Consider the following 22,873-nt stretch of genomic DNA (forward strand, 5'->3'; position numbering starts at 1 on the left):
GACCGACGCGCGTTGCGACTGGTGCGTTTCATTCCGGGCCGACGGCCTGGCACGATGTCACCCGTGCAGCCGAGTCCCGTCACCACGAAGCCCGATGCCCCGGACCTCCCGCAGCGGCGGGCCCGACGCCGCGGCGTGCGTGTCGCGGCGGCCGTTCTGCTCGCGGCGATGCTGGTGCCGATGCTCGCTAGCTGCCTGCGGGTCCAGGTGTCGATGGGCGTCTCGTCCAACGACCGGGTGTCGGGGCGGCTCGTGGCCGCCGTGGTGCCCGCCGACTCCGGCGACAAGGGCCCGCAGCTGAAGGCTCCCGAGACGCTGGCCGCGAAGGTGCGCGTGGAGCCGTACGCCCAGGACGGTTACACCGGCAGCCAGGTGTTCTTCGAGGATCTGTCCTTCGGTGAGGTGCAGCAGCTCGGCCAGCTGTCCGAGCAGACCCAGGGCATGTTCCAGCTGCAATTCCAGCGCACCGGCGACCTGGTCAAGATGACCGGGCGCGTCGACCTCAAATCCGTTCCGCCGCACGGCTCCGACGTGCAGTTCACCATCGCGTTTCCGGCCCGCGTCGCCAAGACCAACGGCAGCCGCGACGGCGACAACGTCGTCTCCTGGAGGCTGCCGCCCGGCGAGGTCTCCAGGCCCAGCGCCGAGGTGAGCTACGCCGACCCGAACACCCGCTCGTTCGCGGGCTGGGCGGGCATCGCGGGCGGCATCACCCTCGCGGTAGCCGCCATCGTCGCCGCGCTGGCCTACATGGACCGCAACCCCGCCCCGCCCGGTGCGCCGGAAGTCGGCTTCTCGATGAGCCGCTGGTGGCGCTCGGTGACGCAGAATCGCTGAGCGGTAGGTCGGTGTGCCGGATAGCGTGGCGCACATGGTGAGTGCCGACCTGCCGAAGACGTTGCGCGCGACCTCGCTGCTGCCGCCCTGCGCTACCGCGCTGGCCGTGCTCGGCGCGGGTATCGCGCTGTACAACCGGATCACCCTGCGGCGGTTGGCGGACACCCCGACGACGGTGATCGAACCCGTCACCGTCTGCGTCCCGGCACGGAACGAGGCCGACCGGCTGCCCGACCTGATCGCCGACCTACGCGCCCAGGTGGGCGTACCGCGCCTGACGGTGCGCATCCTCGACGACGCGTCCACCGACGACACCGGCGCAGCCGCCCGCGCGGCGATCGGGGACGATTCCCGTTTCACCCTGCTGCGCACCGAATCCGGCCCGCTGCCCGGCTGGACCGGGAAGGCCGCCGCCTGTGTCCGGCTGGCCGAGGAGGTGACGGCGCCGGTGCTGATCTTCGTGGACGCCGACGTGCGACTGGCCCCGGCGGCGATCGCCGCGGCGGTCGGCGCTCTGCGCAGACGAGGAGCCGCGCTGGTCTCGCCGTGGCCGTCGCAAGTAGCCGGTTCGGTCGCAGAGGCCATAGTGCAGCCGCTGCTGTGCTGGTCGTGGGCCTCCACACTGCCGGTCGCGGTGTCCGACCGGAGCCTGCGGCCCTCGACGGCGGTGGCGTGCGGACAGTTCCTCGTGTTCGACAACGCGGTGTACCGCGCGGTGGGTGGCCACGCGGCGGTGGCCGGGAGCATCACCGAAGACCTCAACATCGCCCGTACGCTGCGGCGCGCCGGTCACTCCACCGTTCTGGTGGCCGCAGGGCCGCTGGCCGGCACCAGGATGTATCGCGGCGCCGCTGAGCTGGACGCGGGCTACACCCGCTGGCTCTGGTCGGCCTACGACGGCACGATCGCGGGCGGAGCGGCGGTGGGACTCGTTGCCGCTCTTGCCTATTGGGTGCCGCCAGTGGCCGCAGTGCTCGGCAGGGGCGCGGTCCGGCGGACGGGCGCCATCGGCTGGCTGGCCGCCGTCGGCGGGCGGCTGCTGGCCCGCTCCACCGAGACCGGCGGTCCGCTGCGGGCCTCGGATGTGCTGGCCGCCGCCGCGCATCCGGTGTCGGTGGCGGCGTATCTGCTGCTGTGGGCGCGTTCGCATCGGGCCCGCCGCCGCGGCACAGCGCGCTGGAAAGGTCGCTCGCTCGGCTGAGCGGTCAGCGCCGCGGCGGCCGAGACCTCATGGCACCGGCGTGATTCCGACCGTCGGCAAGAAGAAGCAGGACTTGGCGCCGTTCTGCACCGTGCCGAACACCGCGGCGAGCACCGTGCCCTTCCCGGTGTCCACCGGGACCGCGCGCACCCCGCCCATCGGCAGGGCCGCGAAGAGGAAGTCCCGGATCGCCTGCTCGGCCGCAGGCCGCAGGTCGGCGGGAACGGACGAAGGGATCATCGCGCGGGCGACCTCCGACAGCGGCCCCATGGCGGCCGTGCCGCCGCGGCCGGTGTTCAGGTTGAGCCAGGCGACCTGCATGCCCGCGGTGTTCGGGCCGTCCGGACCGAGGCCGTAGGGCACGAAGGTGAACATGGCCTGCCCAGCCTTGACGGCGCTGAGGTCCTGGCCTGGAATCTGCACGGTGTTCTTCGGCCATGGTCCCGGAATGGCGCCCGCCACGGCGGGCGCCAAACCGCCCGTGGTGTTGTCGAGGCAGAACGCCGACGCGGTCGGGTACGCGAACGGCGCGATTCCGAGCGCGCGCAGCGCGTCGAGCGCGGCTTGGTAGGCGCCGAACAGGTCGCCGGGGGCGGCCACCTGTACGGAGTGGTCGGAGAACGCGGGAATCGGGGCATCCGGAGCCGCGAGCGCGGCGCCCGGCCCGGCGAGCACGAGAGCGATGGAACCGGACACGACAGCGGACAATTGGGTCAGAGAGCGCATTGTGATCACGAAACCTCCTCATCGGCGGGACGATCGAGGGGCACAGTACTCCGGCAAACGCGTCCAGCAGTATGGATTACGAACAGCAATTTTGTGGCGAGTCCCGTTTGCCCGAAAACGAACCCGCCGCATTCCCCACCCTCGGCAAGAGCCGTATGCTGCATCGGGCCGTCGGCATTCGGTACTGGACCTCGCCGGCGATGACGCGGTGGGCTCGCACCACCCTTCGGCAGAGCAGCGCATGCCTGGTTACTACAAAGATCCGATGAATCCGGGTGCGACAAGATCTACGCTCACGGTGATTACTTCTCTTGTTCCCGGCTTCACTTGCTGGGCATCATGATTCGGCTCGACCCGGTCACCGGTTGACGGGGGGTCGGCGCCAACCATCCAGAGCGACCGAGAGACCTGGCTCGTCGACGTCGCAGCAACCCCCCGGTCACCGGGTGCGGGTGCTTCCGCCGGGACCGATGGAGGAACCGAAGTGATCATCGAGGACCGGCCGACCGCGTACGCGGTCGCGCCGAAACCGAGCGCACGCCGGGCGCGGGCATGAGCGCGTCCACCGCACCCGATGCCACCCCCGCGGCGGCCGCGCCGGGCGAACCGGATCCGACCGGCACACTCGTCCTCGTTGCCGCTCCCGCCGACGCCGCCCCGACCCCCACCGTGGCCAAGACCCGGCACCCCTGGCGCTGGGTGGTCAGTGCCGTCGCGCTGATCCTGCTCGCCCAGTTCGTGCACGCGCTGGTCCACGCCATCGAGCACGGCGCCTACCAGCAGGTGATCGACCGCTGGGGGCTGCACAGCGAGGCGGTCACCGAATCGCGGATCAACCCGCCCGGCCTGCCGACGAAGCGGTGAGCCGATGACCCGGCAGCGCCGCATCATGCCCAGCCGACCGTCGGCGACCGTTGTCGCCGGCGCCGATCCCCGCCAGGGCGAACAGCTCGCCCGCACCGAAGTATCTGGAGTTGTCTCGTGACCCGAACCCGTCACCGAATCCTCGCGCTGGCCGGCGCGCTCGCCGCGGCCACCACCGTGGCCGCCTGCGGCAGCGATTCGGCCGCGCCCGGCGGCGACGCGGGCCCGCCCCGGCCGGGCGGCACCCTGCGCTACGGCCTGTCCCAGGCGCCGACCTGCTCGGACCCGGCCCAGGCCGGCACCAACCAGACGGTGTACGTGGCACGGCAGATCGTGGACTCGCTGACCGACCAGGATCCGGCCACCGGCAAGCTGAAGCCGTGGCTGGCGCAGAGCTGGGAGGCCACCCCCGACGCGAAGGTCTTCACCTTCCGCCTGACCGACGGCGTCACCTTCAGCGACGGCACGCCGCTCACCGCGGACTCGGTGCGCAACACCTTCGATTCGATCCTGCGGCTCGGCTCGGGCAAGGCGCCGCTGGGCAGCAGTTACCTCACCAACTATGTCGGCGCCACGGCCGTCGACCGGCTCACCGTCCGGGTGGAGTTCAGCAAGCCCAACGCGCAGTTCCTGCAGGCGTCCTCGACCGCGCAGCTCGGCATCCTGGCCGACGCGACCACGGCGAAGCCCGCCGAGCAGCGCTGCCTCGGCGACAACGTCGGCAGCGGGCCGTTCACCTATGCGGCCTACCGCCAGGACGCGGCGGTGATGCTGGCCAAGCGCACCGGTTACCACTGGGGTTCTGCGGTGTTCGCGCACCGCGGCGAGGCCTACCTGGACAAGATCGAGTTCACCGTGGTGCCCGAATCCGGCGTGCGCACCGGCAGTCTCGCGTCCGGGCAGCTGGACGCGATCAGTGACGCGCTACCGCAGGACGCCCCGCAGATCGAGGCGGCGGGCGGACGGGTGCTCAGCACGGCCAACCCGGGCGTGCCGTTCGGCCTGCAGCCCAACGTCACCCGCGGACCGTTGCGCGATCCCGCTGTGCGCCGAGCACTGCTGCCCGCGATCGATCGCAGGCAATTGGTGGACACCGTGCTCGGCCCGCAATTCCGGCCCGCCACCAGCGTCCTGGCAGGCAGCACACCCGGCTACACCGACCTCTCGGCCCGCCTGGCCTACGATCCGGCGAAAGCGCGCACCATCCTCGACCAGGCCGGGTGGGTGCCCGGCGCGGACGGCGTCCGGACGAAGAACGGTGAGCGCTTGTCGTTCTCGGTGCTCTTCAGCCAGGTGTTCGCGGGCAACCAGGCGATCCTCGAGCTGGTGCAGCAGCAGCTGCGGCAGGTCGGCGTCGAGCTGAAGCTGGACCTGGCGTCGGTGGCGGAGACCACGGCGCGGCAGGGCAGCAAGGACTTCGACACCTTCTACGGCAACACCACCCGCGCCGACGGCGACATCCTGCGCACCAACTTCGGTCTCGAAGGGCGCAATCTCAACGCGCGCGGCCCCATCCCCGCGTTGGACGACGCGCTGACCGGCCAGGTGAGCACCGTTGACACCGCGACGCGCAACGGGCTCATCCGCACCGCGCAGCAGCAGGTGCTCGACGCGGGGCTGTTGATCCCGACCGTGGAGCTGTCCCAGGCGATCGGAGCGGGCGGCAACACGCAGGACCTGAAGTTCGAAGCCTCCGCGCGATTGCAGTTCTTCGACACCTGGTTGAGCGGACGATAGTCATGGCACGCTATCTGGCCCTGCGGGCGCTGCAAGCGATCTGGGTGCTGTGGGCGGCGTTCACGCTGTCGTTCGTTGTGCTGTATCTGCTGCCCGCCGACCCGGTCTCGATCGCGGCCGACGGCGGCGGCTCGGGCACACCGGTGGACCAGGCCGCCATCGCCGAGTTGCAGGCCCGCTACGGTCTGGATCGGCCGCTGTGGGAACAGTATCGGACCGCCCTCGGCCATGCCGTCCGCGGTGATCTCGGGCATTCCATCGCGACCGGGCAGCCGGTCACCGACGCCATCGGTGACGCGCTGCCCGCCACGCTCGAGTTGACCGGCACCGCATTGCTCTTCGCGGTCATCGGTGGCGTCACGCTGGCCTTCGCGGCGACCCAGACCCGTCGGCCGTGGCTGCGCAACGCCTTGGCCGCGCTGCCCTCGCTGGGTGTCTCGGTGCCGACCTTCTGGACCGGACTGCTCCTGCTGCAGGTGTTCTCGTTCCAGTTGCGGTTGGCGCCCGCGTTCGGCGGGCACGGGTTCGCGGGCACGGTGCTGCCCGCCCTCACCCTGGCGCTGCCGATCGGCGCGGTCATCGCGCAGGTGCTCACCGCCGGTCTGGAGACGACCTGGCGTCAGCCGTTCGTCGACGTGGCCCTGGCCAAGGGCGGATCGCGCTGGTGGGTGCGGCGCACGCACGTGCTGCGCCCGGCCAGTGTGCCCGCGTTCACCATCGCCGGGGTCCTGGTGGGCAACATGCTCGCCGGATCGGTGGTGGTGGAGACGGTCTTCGCCCGCCAAGGCGTGGGGCGACTGACCCAGACCGCGGTGCTGGCCCAGGACATCCCGGTGGTGCAGGGCATCGTGCTGCTCACTTCGGTGGTGTTCGTCAGCGTGAATCTCGCGGTCGACCTGCTGTATCCGCTGCTCGACCCGCGTATCGCGGCCCGTTCACGCGGCGCGAGCGGCGAGTCCGAGCAGACCGCCGCGAACGCCACCGAGGAGGCGATCATCCGTGCCTGACGCTGCTCCCGCCGTCCGTACCGGTGCGCGACGCGCCGCTTGCCGAGGAGGTGCGCACCCGTGGTCGGCGTGACCGAAGAACAGCGCAGAGCGGTACTGCCCCGCCTGCGGCGACCGGCCGTGAGCTGGAAGACGTTGCGCGCCAACGCTGGATTGCTGATCGCGACTACGGTCGCGCTGCTCGCCGTGGGATGGGCGCTGGCGCCGTCGGTGTTCGCCGGCGGCGACCCGCTGACCGGCGTGCCCGCGCAGAAGTTCCAGTCCCCCAGCGCCGAACACTGGTTCGGCACCGACAACCTCGGACGCGACCTCTACACCCGGATGGTGCACGGCGCCGGTCTCTCGCTGACCGCCACGCTGGCCGCCGTCGGCATCGCGCTGGTCGCCGGGTCGCTGCTCGGGCTGCTGTCCGGCGCGATCGGCGGCGTGGTCGACGCGGTGGTGATGCGGCTGGTCGACGTACTGCTGTCGGTCCCCGCGCTGCTGCTGTCGCTCGCGCTGGTGACCGCGCTCGGCTTCGGCACCGGCAACGTGGCCGTCGCGGTGGGCGTTTCGCTGGTGGCCAACTTCGCGCGCGTGATGCGTTCGGAAGTGCTGCGGGTCCGCCAGGCGGTGTACGTGGAGGCGGCGCACGCCGCGGGCGTGCGCTGGTACACGGTGCTGGCCAGGCACGTGCTGCCCAACTCCTACCAGCCGGTGCTCGCCCTGGCCGCGGTCGAATTCGGCATGGCAGTGCTGGCCGTGTCGGCGCTGAGCTTTCTCGGCTACGGTGCGAAGCCGCCCACCCCCGAGTGGGGCACGCTGATCTCCGAGGGACGCAACTACCTCGCGACCGCATGGTGGATGACCACACTGCCCGGCTTCGTCATCATCGCCGTCGTGCTCGCCGCCCAGCGCCTCGGCCGCGCGATCGCGAAGGGTGAACAGCCATGAGCGCCACGGCGTCACCGCTGCTGCGCATCGAGGACCTGCGGGTTCGCTATCGGTCCGAAACAGGCCCGATCACCGCGCTGGCCGGCGTCTCGCTCACCGTAGCCCGCGGTGAGGTGGTGGCGCTGGTCGGCGAATCCGGTTCCGGCAAGTCCACTCTCGCCCAGTCCGTGATCGGGCTGTTCGGGGCGAACGCCGAGATCACCGGTGGGACCGTGACCTTCGACGGGGCGGTGGTCGACACCGGCGACGAACGCGCGCTGCGGCGGCTGCGCGGCGCCCGGATCGGCTTCGTCCCGCAGGACCCCGGGTTGTCGCTGAACCCCGTCCGCCGCGTCGGCGATCAGGTGGCCGAAGCACTGCTCGTGCACGGGCGCGCCGACCGCAAGGCGGCTCGGGCGCGGGCGATCGACCTACTGGCCGACGCGGGCTTGGATCGGCCGCAAGCGCGCGCGGCCCAGTATCCCCACGAGTTGTCCGGTGGTCAGCGCCAGCGGGTGCTGATCGCCGCGGCGCTGGCCTGCGCGCCGGACCTGGTCATCGCCGACGAGCCGACCAGCGCGCTCGACGCGACCGTCGCGCGCCGGGTGCTGGACCGGCTCGCCGAGCAGATCGCGGCGCGCGGCACCGCGGTGCTGCTGATCACCCATGATCTGGCCGTCGCCGCCGAACGCGCGGACCGGCTCGTCGTGCTCAGCGGTGGCGAAGTGGTGGAGAGCGGCCCCACCGCCGAGCTGCTGGCGGCGCCGCGCCACCCGTATACCAAGCGCCTGCTCGCGGCGTCGCCGAGCCTCGCCCCTCCCGGCGACTATCGCGCGCCCAAGCCGCGCGCGGGCGAGCCGCTGCTGGTGTTGCGCGAGATCCACAAGAGCTTCCGCGCGCACGGCGGTCACACCGTGACCGCGGTGGCCGGCGTCGGTTTCGAACTCGGCCGCGGCGAGACGCTCTCGCTGGTCGGTGAATCGGGATCGGGCAAGTCCACCACGGCGCGGATAGCGTTGCGGCTCACCGAACCCGACCGCGGCGAGGTCACCTTCGACGGGCAACCGCTGTCGAAGGCCCGCGGGTCGAGACTGCGCGCACTGCGTAAACGCTTCCAGGTGGTGTACCAGAACCCGTACGCCTCGCTGGACCCGCGCTGGCGGGTGGGCGCGATCATCGAGGAACCGTTGCGCGCGTTCGGGGTCGGGAATCGCGCGGGGCGGCGGGACCGGGTGGCGGAGCTGCTCGCACAGGTCGCGCTGCCGTCCGAGTTCGCCCAGCGCCGACCCGCCGAACTCTCCGGCGGACAGCGCCAGCGGGTCGCCATCGCCCGGGCGCTGGCGCTGCATCCCGAGCTACTGGTGCTCGACGAGCCCGTCTCCGCGCTGGACGCCTCGGTGCAGGCGCAGATCCTCGAGCTGCTGGACCGTCTGCAGGCCGAGCTGTCGCTGAGCTACCTGTTCATCTCGCACGATCTGGCGGTGGTGCGCCGCATCAGCGACCACGTCGCGGTGCTGCGGCACGGCCGCGTCGTCGAATCCGGCCGCACCGCCGAGATCTTCGACAACCCGCGCCACGAGTACACCCGCGAGCTGTTGTCGGCCATCCCCGCCGCGAAAGGCGTGGCGTGATGCCGGATCCGGCCTACCGCCACAGCCGGGTACTGAACCGGCGGGCGCGCTGGGCGCCGTGCCGCAGCCGCCCGGAGCCCGCCCTCCCGTCCTCCGCGACCAACCGTCCCCACCTCCCGGAACCCACCATCGGCCACAAGCCGGACACGTGGTGGCACCGACCGAAAAGGATCGCTCTGATGGTGTACTCCGCCTTCCACCGGAAACCGGCCGCCACCGACGCCGGAACGTCACCCGCGCCGGAGATTCCGGCCGACCTCGCCGCCCCCGAGGCCGGTCCGTCCCGCTGGTGGCGCACCCGCCTGCGCGCCCCGCGTACCGCCGACACCTCCGGTAGCGGCCGGGTGCACGCCGTCGCACCTGTTCGCGCCGAGCGGGAGCGCCGCGTCGTCCGGTCCTCGCGCGGCGTATCCGCCGCGCTGTGGCAGGAGGCGTTGTTCCTGGCGCCCGACGTCGCCGGTGCGGGAACACACCCGGCGTTGCGGCGGCAGATCGACGCGGAGGGCACGGCCTGATGACGCACCCGCTCGACACCCGCGCGCGATCCGACGCCGAGTTCGTCCTGCGCCCGCACCTCACCCCGCGCGGCCACCTCGACCCGCACCACCCGCACCGTCGCACCACCGCCCACGAAGGAGCCAAAGCGTCATGACCACCAGCATCACCAGCGTTTTCGAGACCGAATGGGCGCATTGGCACCACACGCGCGAAGACCGGTTGCGCGACCCGCTCGGCTTTCTCAGCCTGACCGGGCTGCACTGGCTCACCGACAGCCCCGAGCGGCTGCCGGACGTGCCCGGCACCTGGTGGGTCACCGACGGCAAGGTGTTCATCACCGCACAACCGGCCGACCGGCTGCAATTCGACGGAGTGGGCATCGCGGGCGTGCAGATCGTCACACCCGTCGAAGGCGCGCCCGGCCTGCACGTGTCGCACGAGCGGCGGGTGCTCGAGGTGATCCGCCGCAGCGGCCGCCACGCCGTGCGGGTGCACGACCCGGCCGCTCCCGCCCTGCTCACCTTCGACGGCATCCCGGCCTACCGGCCCGATCCGCGCTGGGTGGTCTCCGGGCGGTTCACCCCGTTCGAAACCCAGCAGACCGTGATCACCGGCGCCGTGTTAGAGGGCCTCGAGCACCACCACAGCGCAGCGGGCACCATCGAATTCCGCGTCGGCGAGGTGACCGAACGCGTCGTCGCGTTCGGCGACCGGAACGACCTTCGGGTGCTGTTCACCGACGCGACCAGCGGTGTGACGACCTACCCGGCGGCGCGTTCGCTGACCGTCGGTACGCCGGGCCCGGACGGCACGGTGGTGCTGGACTTCAACCGGGCCGCGAATCTGCCGTGCGCCTTCACCGATTTCGCGACCTGCCCGGTCGCGCCCGCGCAGAACCGGCTGCGCGTGGCCATCGAGGCGGGCGAACAGGATCCACGGCAGGGACGTGCGGCATGACCGTCCCGCTATCGATCCTGGACCTGTCCCCCATCAGCGCGGGCTCGACCGCGCAGCAGGCGCTGCGCAACACCGTCGATCTGGCCCGGCACGCCGAACAGTGGGGTTACCACCGGTACTGGCTGGCCGAACACCACTTCGTCTCGGTGGCCAGCTCCTCCTCGATCACCCTGATCGGCTTGGTCGCGGCGGCCACTCAGCGCATCCGGGTGGGTTCGGCGGCGGTGCAGGTGGGGCAGCACACCTCGGCCTCGATCGTGGAGGCGTTCGGCACGATCGACGCGCTGTACCCCGGGCGGCTCGACCTGGGTCTGGGCCGGTCGGGTCATCGGCGCAGTCGGTTCGGGGCGGAAACCGCGCGGACCGAAGGCGGAAAGCCGGTGGTCGACACGGTGACCGGGCGCACCGAGATCCGTGACGGGGTGGTGGTTCCGCCGCCGTTCGACCCGGGCCGCATCCTGGACCGGTCGAAATTCATCGCCTCCGTGGGCGCGTTGCAGCAGCGCGGCGCGCAGCCGCTGGACTTCGCCGAGCAGGTCGGCGAGGTGCGCGCCCTGCTGGAGGGCACCTTCGTCAGCGCGGAAGGCGTCGCGCTGCACGCGGTTCCGGGTGAGGGCGCGCAGGTGCGGCTGTGGCTGTTCGGCAGCACCGCGGGTGAGAGCGCGGAACTGGCCGGGCGGCTCGGGCTGCCCTTCGCCGCGGCCTATCACGTCTCGCCGGGCACCGCGCTGGACGCGATCGCGGCGTATCGCAAGGCGTTCCGCCCGTCCGCCGAGCTGGCCGAGCCGTACGTGGTGATCTCGGCGGACGTGGTCGTGGCCGACAGCGACGCGACCGCGCAGCGGCTGGCGGCAAGCTACGGCCACTGGGTCTACAGCATCCGCAGCGGCGCAGGCGCGGCCGACTATCTCGACCCCGCGACCGTCGCCCCGCTCACCGCCGAGCAGCGGCGCCTGGTCGACGATCGCCTGGCCACCCAGTTCGTCGGTTCACCGGGCACCGTCGCGGAGCGGCTCGCCGCGCTGCAGCGGGTCTCCGGCGCGGACGAACTGCTGGTGACCTCGATCACCCATCGGCACGCCGACCGCCTGGAATCGCATCGGCTGCTCGCCGAGGCATGGGGGCTGCGCGCCGCCCGTGCGGCCTGAACCGGTTCCGGCCGGCGCGCCCGCGCGCGCACCGGCCGGAGCCTGGGCGCGCGGGCCGATGCTTCGCGGCGACGATGCCACCGCGGTGATCGCCGGATCGGCTCGGCCACGCCGTCCCGGACGGTCCACGTGGGGGGATGCGCTCAGGCGCTGACCGGTGCGGCCGTGACGCCGTAACCGAGGTTGGTCAGCACCTCGCTGGTCGCCTTGGCGAAATTGAGCGTGATGAAGTGCAGGCAGGGCGCGCCCTCGTCGATCAGCCGCTGCGCGATCTCGGTGGCGATCTCGATGCCTGCCGCGCGCACCGCAGCGGCGTTCTCCTCGTGCCCGTCGCCCGCCGCGGTGCGCAGCCGCCGCAGCACGGAGGCGGGCAGCGGCCTGCCGCACAGTTCCTCGGCGCGCTGCACGGTGCGCAGCGACGTGATCGGCATCAGCTCCGGAATGATCGGCTTGGCGCCCTCGATCGGGTCCAGCGCCACGAGCCGATCGCGCAGGCGCAGGTAGTGCTCGACGTCGAAGAACATCTGGGTGATCGAATACTCCGCGCCCGCACGCAGTTTGGCGGCCAGGAACGCGGTGTCGGTCGCCAGGTCCGGCGAGCGGTGGTGGCCCTGCGGGAACGAGGCGACGCCGACGTGGAAATCACCGAGGTCACGCACGATGCGCACCAGTTCCTCGGCATAGGAGACGCCCTCGGGGTGCTTGTGCCACTCGCCGAGCGGATCGCCGGGCGGGTCGCCGCGCAGGACCAGGATGTTGCGGATGCCGCAGTCGGCGTACGCGCCGACCAGCGAGCGCAGCTCGGCGACGCTGTGGTCCACCGCGGTCAGATGCGCGACGGGCAGCAGCGTGGTCTCCTGCGCGAGCTCTCCGGTCACGCGGACGGTGCGGTCGCGAGTGGAACCACCCGCGCCGTAGGTCATCGACACGAAGGCGGGGTGCATGCGCTCGAACTGCCGCACGGCGCGCCACAGCCGCGCCTCGGCGGCGGCGTCACGGGGCGGATTGAACTCCACGGAGAACGGCACCGCGCCCCCCGTGTGAGCCCGCAGCCTCTGTACGACCGAAGGTGTTCCAGAGACGTTCGGGTGCGTCCGGGACGGCCGGCCAGGGGTCGAGCTTCCCCGCACGTTGTCGAAAGTCACCGGTTCAGTGTAGAGGTGGCCGGTGGCGGCCCCGTGGGGTCGCTCGCACACCCCGCGTATTCTTCGCATCGGGCGACCCGTTCGCCACGCCGGGCGACACGCGCGACCGTTTCCGCTCGGCCCCGAATCACCCGCAGCGCCCGGGCACCCTCCGCGACCCCGTGCGTCCATCATCCGCACGACCTTGGAGGCTCCTCTGTCCGCCGGAACCGGGACTCAGACGCCGCGCCCCGCCGTGCCCCAGCCGGGCACCCCCGCCTTCGTCACCGCCGTGGAAGACGCCCTGACCGGGTTCTTCGCCACCCGGCGTCCGACGACCGAGCGCCTCGGCCCGGTCTTCGTCGAGGCCACGGACGCGCTCGAACAGTTCGTCCTACGCGGCGGCAAACGCACCAGGCCCGCGTTCGCGTGGACCGGGTGGCTCGGCGCGGGCGGCGATCCGCACGCGCCCGAGGCCACCGCGGTGCTCACCGCCTGTTCCGCGCTCGAGCTCGTCCAGGCGTGCGCGCTGATCCATGACGACATCATCGATTCCTCCCGCACCCGCCGCCGCTTCCCCACCGTGCACGTCGACTTCGAGCAGCGCCACCGCGACCGCGGGTGGGCGGGCGACTCGGCGCACTTCGGTGCCAGCGTGGCCATCCTGATCGGCGATCTGGCGCTGTCCTGGGCCGACGACATGGTGCACGCGTCGGGTCTGGCTCCGGCGGCCGTCGCCCGGTTCGCGCCGGTGTGGGCCGACATGCGCACCGAGGTGCTCGGCGGCCAGCTGCTCGACGTCAACGGCGAGGCGGGCGGCGACGAGTCGGTGGAGGCCGCGTTGCGGATCAACCGCTACAAGACCGCCGCCTACACCGTCGAACGCCCGCTGCATCTCGGCGCCGCCATCGCCGCCGCCGATCAAGGGCTGATCGGCGCCTACCGCACCTTCGGCACGGCCATCGGCATCGCCTTCCAGCTGCGCGACGACCTGCTGGGCGTGTTCGGCGACCCGGCGGTGACCGGCAAGCCCTCCGGCGACGACCTGCGAGAAGGTAAGCGCACCGTGCTGCTGGCCGAGGCGCTGCGCCGCGCCGACGAGACCGATCCGGCCGCGGCCGCGCTGCTGCGCGCGAGCATCGGCACCGACCTGAGCGGCGAGCAGGTGCAGCGGCTGCGCGCACTGCTGGTCGAACTCGGGGCGGTCGACGAAGTGGAACGCCGGATCGCCGAACTCACCGACAGCGGGCTGGCCGCCGTCGAATCCAGCTCGGCGACGGCCGTGGCCAAGGAACGGCTGCGCGCGATGGCCCTGGCCGCGACCAAGCGGGCGGCGTGAGAGCGATGGCCGGCGCCGCGACACAGAGAGGAACCGGATGAGAACCGTTGCGGGGCCGACCGATCGCGTTGTCGTCGTCGGCGCGGGACTGGCCGGCCTGTCGGCCGCCCTGTATCTCACCGGTGCCGGTCACACGGTCACGGTGCTCGAGCGGGCCGACCACCCCGGCGGCCGGGTCGGGCGCTACCGCGGCCGGGACTACGCCATCGATTCCGGCGCCACCGTGCTCACCTTGCCCGAGCTGATCACCGACGCGCTCGCCGCCGTCGGCCGCACGCCGGAGACCTGTCTGCCTCCGCTGCGCATCCACCGGCTGGCGCCCGGCTATCACGCGCGGTACGCCGACGGCGCCGAGATCAGGGTGTTCGCCGATCCGGACGCGATGGCCGCGGAGGTCGAGCGGACCTGCGGCCCGGCCGAGGCACGCGGATACCGGCGCCTGCGCGCGTGGCTGGCACGGGTCTACGCGGCCGAGTTCACCGAGTTCATGGACACCAACTTCGATTCGCCATTGGATCTGGTGCGCCTGCGGGAAAAGCGCCGCGCGCTGGTCGATCTGGCGCGACTCGGCGGCTTCGGCAGGCTCGGCCCGCAGGTGCGCAAGTTCGTGCGGGATCCGCGCCTGGCGCGCCTGTTCACCTTCCAGGCCCTCTACGCGGGTATGCCGCCCGCTCGGGCGCTCGCGGTCTACGGCGCGATCCCGCACATGGACACCTCCCTCGGCGTCTACTTCCCCGAGGGCGGCATGCGGGCGATCGCCGCGGCGCTGGCGAACGCGTTCACCGAGGCGGGCGGCACGCTGGAACTGAACGCCGAAGTGACCGGGATCGACTATGCCCGCCGGCGGGCCCGGCGCGCCCGCACCGCCGACGGGCGCTCGTTCGACTGCGACGCGCTCGTGCTCACCGCCGACCTCGGGTCGCTCGACCGCTTCGGCGTGCGACCCCGGCGCGGGCTGCGCGCCTCGCCGTCCGCGGTCGTCGCGCACGGCACCGTCCCCGCCGCGGTCGCGGCGCGCTGGCCGGTGCAGGCGCACCACACCATCGAGTTCGGCCAGGCCTGGGACCGGACGTTCGCCGAGATCACCGCCCGGCGCGGCCGCGGCAAGTTGATGAGCGACCCCTCCCTCCTGCTGACCCGGCCCGCCCTGACCGATTCCGGCCTGTTCATCACCCGCGGCGGCGAACGACACGAACCGTTCTCGGTGCTCGCGCCCTGCCCGAATCTGTCATCGGCGCCGCTGGACTGGCCGCGACTGGGCCCCGCCTACCTCCGCGAGCTGCTCTCCGTGCTGGAAGCGCGCGGCTATCGGGGCATCGCCGAGCATTTCGCCGTCGATCGGCTCGACACGCCGCAAACGTGGTTCGACCACGGCATGCTGGCCGGCACGCCGTTCTCCGCAGCCCACCTTTTCCGGCAAACCGGTCCGTTTCGACCGAGCAATTTCCCGCGTTCGAGCGACAACGTGGTTATCGCCGGTTGCGGCACCACTCCCGGCGTCGGCGTGCCGACCGCACTGTTATCCGGAAAACTGGCGGCAAACCGCATAGCGGGCGAGTTCGGGCGCGCTTCGCGTGGAACCCCCCGCACCAGCCGGATAGTGTTCGAGGCGACGCCGTAAACTAAGCGCCGACCTATTCGCTCGCGGTTGCGACCGCCGACCACTCGGGGGGACCGACACCAGATGGCATCCCCCGAAACGCGCACCGCTGAGGCCGCCTCCACCGGTGTCACCGACCCCGAGTCGCCCGCCTCCGCACACCGCGATTCGGCCACCCCCCGTGGCGTCCTGTGGTGGATGCGCGCCTCCGCCGACTTCGCCAGAAGCCCGGAGGGTCACGCCGCCCTGCTCGGTTTCTTCGGCGCGATCATGATCACGTTCGGCGGGTTCGGCGCGGGCAGCGTCCGCAAGCGGGATCCGCTGCTCGAGGCCATGCACCTGTCCTGGCTGCGCTTCGGGCACGGCTACGCGCTGTCCACGATCTGCATCTGGATCGGCGTGCTGCTCATGATCACCGCCTGGGTCCGGCTCGGGCGCGCCACGATCGGCACGGGCGACCGGACCGGCGCGGAGGTGACGCTCAACGAACTGCGCGCCATCGTCGGCATCTGGATCGCGCCGCTGCTGTTCGCCGTGCCGATGTTCAGCCGCGACGCCTACTCCTACCTCGCCCAGGGCGCGCTGCTGCGCGACGGTTTCGACCCCTACCAGGTCGGGCCGGTGGCGAATCCCGGTGTGCTGCTGGACAACGTGAGTCCGGTGTGGACCACGACCACCGCGCCTTACGGCCCGGTCTTCCTGCTGCTCGGACGTGCCATCACCGCCGTGACCGGCGACAACGTGGTGGCGGGCACCATCGCGATGCGGCTGGTCATGCTGCCCGGCCTCGCGCTGATGATGTGGGCCGTGCCGTATCTGACCAAGCACCTCGGCGGCAAGCCCACCGTGGCGCTGTGGCTGGCGGTGCTCAACCCGCTGGTGCTGATCCACCTGATCGGCGGCGTGCACAACGAGATGCTGATGGTCGGCCTGATGTGCGCGGGCATCGCACTGGTGCTGGAACGCCATCACGTCGCGGGCATCGTGGTCGTCGCGATCGGCGTGGCCATCAAGGCCACCGCGGGCGTGGCGCTGCCGTTCCTGGTGTGGATCTGGATGCTGCACGAACGCGAACGCCGCGCCGCACAGCGGGTCGGGCGCGATCCGGCGCACCTGCCTGCCGACGAGCAACCCGGCGACGCCGCGGAGCCGACCGAGGACATGCCGCATCCGGCGCTGATGTTCGCCAAGATCGCGGGGCTCGGCCTGAGCGTGTTCGCCGTCGTGTTCGTCGCCGCCTCCGCCATCGCGGGGGTCGGCATCGGCTGGCTGACCGCGCTGTCCGGGTCGAAGAAGATCATCAACTGGCTGTCGCTGCCGACCGTGATGGCGCACGCGACCACCTGGATCACCCCGCTGCGCCTGGAATCGGTACTCGAGGTGACCCGCGCGATGTGCGCGCTGGCGCTGGTCGCGGTGCTGGCCTGGACCTGGTGGCGATTCCGGCACAGCGAACGCGAGGCCGTACTGGGCATCCTGATCGCGTTCGTCGCGATCGTCATCCTCTCGCCCGCCGCACTGCCCTGGTACTACTCGTGGCCGCTCGCGCTGGCCGCCGGATTCGCGCTGTCCACCACGACCCTGATGGGCCTGGTCGGCGTGTGTACCTGGCTCATGCTGGTCTTCCAGCCGGACGGTTCGATCGGCCTGTACAACTTCTGGCACGTCGTCGCGGCCACCTTCGCCGCGGTGGTGGCGGCGCTGTCGCTGCGCACGGTGGACCCACTGCGGCTGCGCGCCGCACCGCCGAGCAATGTCGCGGTCACCTCCCGCGACACCGCCGCTTCGCCCGCCACTCCATGACCGAAGGCCGTCTACCGGATTCCGTCCTGCTCCCGCTCGCCTACCGCGAGTGCAGGCAGATCGCCGCCACCCACGGCCGGACGTATTTTCTGGCCACTCGGCTGCTGTCGGCCGAGCGCCGCCCCGCGGTGCACGCGCTCTACGCGTTCGCGCGAATGGTGGACGACGTCGTGGACCGTGCTGGCCGGCCGGCGGCGCACGCGGATCCGGCAGCGGAACTGGACCTGATCGAGCGGGACCTGCGCGCCGCGCTCGGATCGGGCCCCAGTGAGACGGGCACTCCGAGCAGTGCTCCGCTCCCGTCTGCCGCGGATACGGAGCACGGCCGGGCATGGGAAGCCGACCAACGGCCGCGCACGCTCGTGCTGGCCGCCGTCACCCACACCATCCACCGCTACGGCATTGCCGCACAGCACTTCTGGACGTTCCTGGATTCCATGCGCATGGACGCGCCGGGTGCGCCGGGCTTCCGGAACCGCTACGCGACCATGGCCGAGTTGCGCGAATACATGCGCGGCTCCGCGGCCGCGATCGGATTGCAGCTGCTCCCGGTGCTCGGCACGGTCGTCCCGGTGGACGAGGCCGAGCCGTCCGCCGCCGCGCTCGGTGAGGCGTTCCAGCTGACCAACTTCCTGCGCGATGTCGCCGAGGACCTCGACCGCGACCGGATCTACCTGCCCGCCGATGCCCTCACCGCGTTCGGCGTCGACCACGACCTGCTGCGCGAGTGCCACAGCACCGGACGCACCGATCCGCGCGTGCGCCGTGCCCTCGCCCACCTCATCGCGGTCAACCGCGATCTCTACCGCCGTGCCGAACCCGGCATCGACCTGCTCGAACCACGAGTGCGCCCCGCCATCCGCACCGCGGCCACCCTCTACGCCGACATCCTGCGCCACATCGAACGCAGCGACTACGCCGTCTTCGACCACCGCGCCGTAGTCCCCCGCCACCACCGGCTCCGCATAGCCGCCACCGAATTCACCACCGCGACCCTCCGCAACCGACTCCCCCGCCTCTCCGCACCGTAGGCCGAGCCGCGCCTATCTGTCCGCCGCGCCCCAGCAGTTCCTGGCACCACCGCCAGCGGTTGACACAGGAGCGAGCGGCGAACACTCGCCCCACCGCACGCAACCACCCAGCCGAACCACCGGTTTCGAGCAAGCGAGACCTAGCATTGCCCGTTCGCGGGCGCTAAAAACCAACACCGCCAAGCTCGCGCCCGACCGGCCGCCGCGTACGCGACGAAGGAGCAGCCGCGAACACTCGACCACCCGCAACGGCAAACCTTCGCACGACACGGTCCCCGCAGCACGCAACCACACCAGCTCAACCACCGGTTTCGAGCGAAGCGAGACCTAGCATGCGCCGTTCGCGGCCCGGCTCGCGTCCGAGCGGCCGCCGCGTAGGCGACGAAGGAGCAAGCGGCGGTCGCTCGGACGCGAGCCACAAGAGGGCCGCGAACACGCCGCGCCCGCGCGGCCAAAGATTCAGAACGGATCCGCGGCCGCCCGGCGCAGGACTTCGCGGGCCAAGGGGCCTTGCAGGGCGTCGACGGGTTTGCCGGGGAGGCTCTCGTCTTCGGTGAAGATCCATTCCAGGATCTCCTCGTCGGTGTACTTCGCGTCGCGCATCACGGTGATCAGGCCGGGCAGGTGTTTCACGACCTCGCCGGTGTCGTCGAAGAAACGCTCCGGGACGCCCGCCACACCGTCTCTGCGGACGGCGATCAGTTGATGGTCACGCAGCATCTGATGGACCCGGGTCACCACCAGCCCGAGCCGGTCGGCCACCTCCGGCAGCGGCACCAAGGTCACCGACTGCGGAAGGACGTCGTCACTGCAGGGAAATGCACTCACGCGGACAACGGTAGACGGTGCCGCGCCGCACGTCGTGAGACACCCGGGGTGGTGGGAGTCGATACCATCGTGGGGGCCGCACCCAGCGGCGAACTTTGTGAAAGCCGGAGGACTTCTCTTGATCGGCCAGATGCTGGAAGGGCGCTATCGGATCGATGCGCCGATCGCCCGCGGCGGAATGTCGATGGTCTTCCGCGGGGTCGACACCCGCCTGGACCGGCCGGTCGCCATCAAGGTGATGGATCCGAAGTTCGCCGGCGACCCGCAGTTCCTGTCCCGGTTCGAGTTCGAGGCGCGCGCGGTCGCCAAACTCAAGCATCCGTCGCTGGTCGCGGTGTACGACCAGGGCGTCGACGGCGACCATCCGTTCCTGATCATGGAGCTGGTCGAGGGCGGCACACTGCGCGAGTTGCTGCGTGAACGCGGCCCGATGCCGCCGCACGCGGTGCGCGCCGTCGCCGAGCCGGTGCTCGCGGCGATCGGCGTCGCGCATTCGGCCGGTCTGGTGCATCGCGACATCAAGCCGGAGAACGTGCTGATCTCCGACGCGGGCGAGGTGAAGATCGCCGATTTCGGGTTGGTGCGCGCGGTGGCCGCGGCGAACACCACGTCGGCGAGCGTCATCCTCGGCACCGCCGCCTACCTGTCGCCCGAGCAGGTCACCAGCGGCTCCGCCGACGCACGCAGCGACGTCTACTCCTTCGGCTTGCTGATCTTCGAATTGCTCACCGGCCGGGTTCCGTTCACCGGCGACACGTCGATCTCGGTGGCCTATCAGCGCATCGAGAACGATGTGCCGAGCCCGAGCGGGTTCATCTCCGGGGTGCCGCCGGAGTTCGACGAACTGGTCGCCAAGGCCACCGCGCGCGAGCCGGCGCATCGGTTCGCGGACGCGAACGAGATGGCCGCCGCGCTGCGGCAGATCGGCGTCGCACTGCAACTGCCCTCCTACCGGGTGCCAGCGCCACAGGAGTCCGCCGAACATCTCAGCGCCGGCTACCGAACCGTCCAGCCGGATCACGACGACCGGCCGGAATTCGCCGGGGCGTCGGCCCACGAACCTCACGCAGCGCAGCCTGTGCAGCACACCAGAGTGGTCACCGCCCAGCGGCCCCGGCTCGACTACCCGCCGGACGCCTACGACCGTCCGCAACCGGTGCGCCAAGCCCACCCCGCGTCGCCGTATCCGCCCTATGCCGACGAACTCAACCGGTCGCGGCGCACGGTGTGGCTGTGGGTAGCCATCGTCGCGATTCTCACGTTGGTGGTGGGTATCGGTGGCTGGTGGCTGGGTGTGGGCCGCTACACGGCCGTGCCGCCGATCGCCGGGCTGGACACCGACAAGGCGGTCGCCACCCTGCAGAACGCCGGGTTCGAGACCGAGATCCGGCAGAAGGCGTCGGACACGATCCCGGTCGGCGGCGTGGTCGGCAGTGACCCGTCGGCCGGATCCAAGATCACCCAGGGCTCCACGGTCGCCGTCCTGGTCTCCAACGGCAAGCCCAAGGTGCCGGACGTCAAAGCGGGTGATCCGACGTCGAAGGTCAATCAGTTGATCCGGGACAACGGCTTGCAACCGGTCGACGCCGGGGAGGAGTCGAGTTCAGCGCCCAAGGGAACGGTGGCCCGGGTGGAGCCGAGGCCGGGGACGGTGTTGCCGCTCGGCGCGCAGGTGAAGGTGTATCGCAGCAAGGGGTCCAAACCGGTGAAGATCCCGGACGTGCGGGGCAAATCGACCGCCGAGGCCACCAAGATCCTCACCGACGCCGGCATCGCGATTCGCGAGACCACGACCCAGTTCGACCGCGCCGTCGAAGCGGACAAGGCGATCGGCACCCAGCCGGCCGCGGGCGCCACCATCCAGTCCGGCGACGGCGTCGTCCTGCTGGTGTCCAACGCCCTGCAAATGCCCGATGTGCGCGGGTGGACCGTAGGCAACGCCCGCACCAAGCTGGAAAGCCTCGGCTTGCAGGTCGAGGTGAAACAGTTGGCCAAGTCGGACAGCTCGCTGGTGGTCTCGCAGACCCCGGCCATCGGAGTCAACCTCGAAGCGGGCGACACGGTCACGATCGTGGCGCTGCCCTAGGTTTCGTTCCGGCACCGGGCGCAGAAGCGCCCGGTCCGCGTGTTCAGCGCAGCATCTCGGCGACGAGGAACGCCAGCTCCAGCGACTGCTGAGTGTTCAGCCGCGGGTCGCAGGCGGTCTCGTAGCGGCCGGACAGATCCAGGTCGGAGATGTCCTGGGCGCCGCCGAGGCATTCGGTGACGTCCTCGCCGGTGAGCTCGATGTGCATGCCGCCCGGGTGCGTGCCCAGCGCGTGGTGCACCTCGAAGAAGCCTTGCACTTCGTCGACGATGCGGTCGAAGTGACGGGTCTTGAAGCCGGTGGACGCTTCGTGCGTGTTGCCGTGCATCGGGTCGCACTGCCAGATCACCTGGTGACCGGTGGCCTGCACCTTCTCGATGATGGGCGGCAGCACGTCGCGCACCTTGCTGTGGCCCATGCGGGAGACGATGGTCAAACGGCCCGGCTCGTTGTTCGGATCCAGCCGCTCCACGTACTCCACGGCCTGCTCGGGCGTGGTGGACGGGCCGATCTTCAGACCGATCGGATTGGCGACCAGTTCCGCGAACGCGATGTGCGCGCCGTCGAGCTGACGGGTGCGCTCGCCGATCCAGAGGAAGTGCGCGGACAGGTCGTAGAGCACCGGCTCGCCGATGGCGTTCTCGCTCAGCCGCAGCATGGCGCGCTCGTAGTCCAGCACCAGCGCCTCGTGGCTGGCGTAGATCCGGGCGGATTTCAGGCTCGGGTCGTTGACCCGGCACGCGGTCATGAACGCCAGGCCGCGGTCGATCTCCTCGGCCAGCGCCTCGTAGCGCGCGCCTGCGGGCGACTTGGCCACGAAGTCACGGTTCCAGTCGTGCACCTTGTGCAGGTCGGCCATGCCGGCGCCGGTGAGGGCGCGCACGAGGTTCATCGCGGCGCTCGCGTTGGCGTAGGCCCGCACCAGGCGCGACGGGTCGTGCTCGCGCAGCGCCGCGTCGGCGGCGAGCGCGTTCACCATGTCGCCGCGGTAGGACTTCAACCCGAGCGAGTCGACGTCCGAGGAGCGCGGTTTCGCGTACTGACCGGCGATCCGCGCGACCTTCACCACCGGCATACTCGCGCCGTAGGTGAGCACGACCGCCATCTGCAGGAGGGTGCGGATGTTGCCGCGAATGTGCGGCTCGGTGTTGTCGGCGAACGTCTCCGCGCAGTCGCCGCCCTGCATGAGGAACGCCTCACCACGGGCGACCTCGGCCAGCTGCTCGCGCAGCTCCTCCACTTCGGCGGGCACGCAGATCGGCGGCACGCTCTCCAGCACAGTGCGCATTTTGGCCGCCTGCTCCGGATCCCAGGACGGCTGCTGCAGCGCGGGTCGCGCCAGCGCGTCGTCCAGCCGCCTGCGCAGTTCTGCGGGCAGCGGCGGCAGTTCCGGCAGGCGATCGATGGGTACGTCGACGGTCCAGTTCACATGTTTCAGAATACGGACCGCTACCCCTGCGGGGATAGCCGGTAGCAGTGCTGAAGGGCCGCACCAAGGTGGCGGAAATCTCCACCGCATGGGCCCTTGCACACGCCGCCCCGCC

At 71.2% G+C, this 22,873-nt stretch carries 20 protein-coding genes and 1 riboswitch; of the genes, 16 read left to right on the plus strand and 4 right to left on the minus strand.

The window, feature by feature from the left end; all coding sequences use genetic code 11:
- The first annotated feature begins 54 nt into the window (after window positions 1–54).
- Window positions 55–837, plus strand: a complete 783-nt coding sequence (locus tag LTT66_RS02485; RefSeq protein ID WP_220135801.1) for an LppM family (lipo)protein — start codon at window positions 55–57, stop codon at window positions 835–837.
- Between the two features lie 34 nt (window positions 838–871).
- Entirely contained in the window at window positions 872–2,038 is a 1,167-nt protein-coding gene (locus LTT66_RS02490; RefSeq protein ID WP_233063511.1) for a glycosyltransferase, read from the plus strand.
- A gap of 27 nt (window positions 2,039–2,065) precedes the next feature.
- Here LTT66_RS02490 and LTT66_RS02495 read toward each other — a convergent pair whose 3' ends face one another.
- The gene (locus LTT66_RS02495) at window positions 2,066–2,764 is read right to left on the minus strand and encodes a hypothetical protein (RefSeq protein WP_233068965.1); all 699 of its coding nucleotides are present in this window, start codon (window positions 2,762–2,764) and stop codon (window positions 2,066–2,068) included.
- A gap of 383 nt (window positions 2,765–3,147) precedes the next feature.
- A riboswitch (SAM riboswitch) is annotated at window positions 3,148–3,241 on the plus strand.
- A 75-nt stretch (window positions 3,242–3,316) separates the two neighbouring features.
- On the opposite strand from LTT66_RS02495, the gene LTT66_RS37320 reads away from it, so the two are divergent.
- From LTT66_RS37320 to LTT66_RS02540, 9 genes are all read left to right on the plus strand, one after another.
- The gene (locus LTT66_RS37320) at window positions 3,317–3,628 is read left to right on the plus strand and encodes a hypothetical protein (RefSeq protein ID WP_408638734.1); all 312 of its coding nucleotides are present in this window, start codon (window positions 3,317–3,319) and stop codon (window positions 3,626–3,628) included.
- Window positions 3,629–3,745: 117 nt separating this feature from the next.
- The gene (locus LTT66_RS02505; protein ID WP_233063512.1) at window positions 3,746–5,365 is read left to right on the plus strand and encodes an ABC transporter substrate-binding protein; all 1,620 of its coding nucleotides are present in this window, start codon (window positions 3,746–3,748) and stop codon (window positions 5,363–5,365) included.
- 2 nt (window positions 5,366–5,367) lie between these two features.
- Window positions 5,368–6,372, plus strand: coding sequence for an ABC transporter permease (locus tag LTT66_RS02510; protein WP_233063513.1), 1,005 nt, complete (start codon window positions 5,368–5,370; stop codon window positions 6,370–6,372).
- 135 nt (window positions 6,373–6,507) lie between these two features.
- On the plus strand, window positions 6,508–7,305 hold the full coding sequence (locus tag LTT66_RS02515) for an ABC transporter permease (RefSeq protein WP_408638818.1): 798 nt from the start codon (window positions 6,508–6,510) through the stop codon (window positions 7,303–7,305).
- Window positions 7,302–8,915 carry a dipeptide ABC transporter ATP-binding protein gene (locus LTT66_RS02520; RefSeq protein ID WP_233063514.1) on the plus strand — a complete coding sequence of 538 codons (1,614 nt, stop codon included), beginning with the start codon at window positions 7,302–7,304 and terminating at the stop codon, window positions 8,913–8,915. The genes LTT66_RS02515 and LTT66_RS02520 overlap by 4 nt, the downstream gene beginning before the upstream one ends.
- Window positions 8,916–9,094: 179 nt before the next feature.
- Window positions 9,095–9,430: a hypothetical protein gene (locus LTT66_RS02525; RefSeq protein WP_233063515.1), complete on the plus strand. Its 336-nt coding sequence runs from the start codon at window positions 9,095–9,097 to the stop codon at window positions 9,428–9,430.
- Window positions 9,430–9,567 (plus strand): hypothetical protein, encoded by a 138-nt coding sequence (locus LTT66_RS02530; protein ID WP_233063516.1) that lies wholly within the window; start codon window positions 9,430–9,432, stop codon window positions 9,565–9,567. Before LTT66_RS02525 ends, LTT66_RS02530 begins: the two co-directional genes overlap by 1 nt.
- Window positions 9,564–10,370 carry a DUF1684 domain-containing protein gene (locus LTT66_RS02535; protein WP_233063517.1) on the plus strand — a complete coding sequence of 269 codons (807 nt, stop codon included), beginning with the start codon at window positions 9,564–9,566 and terminating at the stop codon, window positions 10,368–10,370. The genes LTT66_RS02530 and LTT66_RS02535 overlap by 4 nt, the downstream gene beginning before the upstream one ends.
- Window positions 10,367–11,518, plus strand: coding sequence for an LLM class flavin-dependent oxidoreductase (locus tag LTT66_RS02540; RefSeq protein WP_233063518.1), 1,152 nt, complete (start codon window positions 10,367–10,369; stop codon window positions 11,516–11,518). The genes LTT66_RS02535 and LTT66_RS02540 overlap by 4 nt, the downstream gene beginning before the upstream one ends.
- A gap of 143 nt (window positions 11,519–11,661) precedes the next feature.
- Here LTT66_RS02540 and LTT66_RS02545 read toward each other — a convergent pair whose 3' ends face one another.
- Window positions 11,662–12,663: a methylenetetrahydrofolate reductase gene (locus LTT66_RS02545; protein WP_233063519.1), complete on the minus strand. Its 1,002-nt coding sequence runs from the start codon at window positions 12,661–12,663 to the stop codon at window positions 11,662–11,664.
- 184 nt (window positions 12,664–12,847) lie between these two features.
- Here LTT66_RS02545 and LTT66_RS02550 point away from each other — a divergent pair, with 184 nt between their 5' ends.
- The 4 genes from LTT66_RS02550 to LTT66_RS02565 all read left to right on the plus strand — a co-directional run bounded on the left by LTT66_RS02550 (window position 12,848) and on the right by LTT66_RS02565 (window position 18,415).
- Window positions 12,848–13,981, plus strand: coding sequence for a polyprenyl synthetase family protein (locus LTT66_RS02550; RefSeq protein WP_408638735.1), 1,134 nt, complete (start codon window positions 12,848–12,850; stop codon window positions 13,979–13,981).
- Between the two features lie 37 nt (window positions 13,982–14,018).
- Window positions 14,019–15,602, plus strand: a complete 1,584-nt coding sequence (crtI, locus tag LTT66_RS02555; protein ID WP_233063520.1) for a phytoene desaturase family protein — start codon at window positions 14,019–14,021, stop codon at window positions 15,600–15,602.
- Between the two features lie 63 nt (window positions 15,603–15,665).
- Complete coding sequence (locus LTT66_RS02560; protein WP_408638736.1) at window positions 15,666–17,384, plus strand: alpha-(1->6)-mannopyranosyltransferase A; 1,719 nt, start codon at window positions 15,666–15,668, stop codon at window positions 17,382–17,384.
- Complete coding sequence (locus tag LTT66_RS02565; RefSeq protein WP_233063521.1) at window positions 17,381–18,415, plus strand: phytoene/squalene synthase family protein; 1,035 nt, start codon at window positions 17,381–17,383, stop codon at window positions 18,413–18,415. The genes LTT66_RS02560 and LTT66_RS02565 overlap by 4 nt, the downstream gene beginning before the upstream one ends.
- Window positions 18,416–18,874: 459 nt before the next feature.
- Here LTT66_RS02565 and LTT66_RS02570 read toward each other — a convergent pair whose 3' ends face one another.
- Window positions 18,875–19,243, minus strand: a complete 369-nt coding sequence (locus LTT66_RS02570; protein ID WP_233063522.1) for an Rv2175c family DNA-binding protein — start codon at window positions 19,241–19,243, stop codon at window positions 18,875–18,877.
- A gap of 118 nt (window positions 19,244–19,361) precedes the next feature.
- On the opposite strand from LTT66_RS02570, the gene pknB reads away from it, so the two are divergent.
- The gene (gene pknB, locus LTT66_RS02575) at window positions 19,362–21,329 is read left to right on the plus strand and encodes a Stk1 family PASTA domain-containing Ser/Thr kinase (protein WP_233063523.1); all 1,968 of its coding nucleotides are present in this window, start codon (window positions 19,362–19,364) and stop codon (window positions 21,327–21,329) included.
- Window positions 21,330–21,372: 43 nt separating this feature from the next.
- Here the strand turns inward: pknB and LTT66_RS02580 are convergent, their stop codons facing one another.
- Entirely contained in the window at window positions 21,373–22,758 is a 1,386-nt protein-coding gene (locus tag LTT66_RS02580) for a class II 3-deoxy-7-phosphoheptulonate synthase (protein WP_195153212.1), read from the minus strand.
- Between the last annotated feature and the right edge of the window lie 115 nt (window positions 22,759–22,873).

The sequence above is a fragment of the Nocardia gipuzkoensis genome (assembly GCF_021183645.1).
GTDB classification, from domain to species: Bacteria; Actinomycetota; Actinomycetes; order Mycobacteriales; family Mycobacteriaceae; genus Nocardia; species Nocardia abscessus.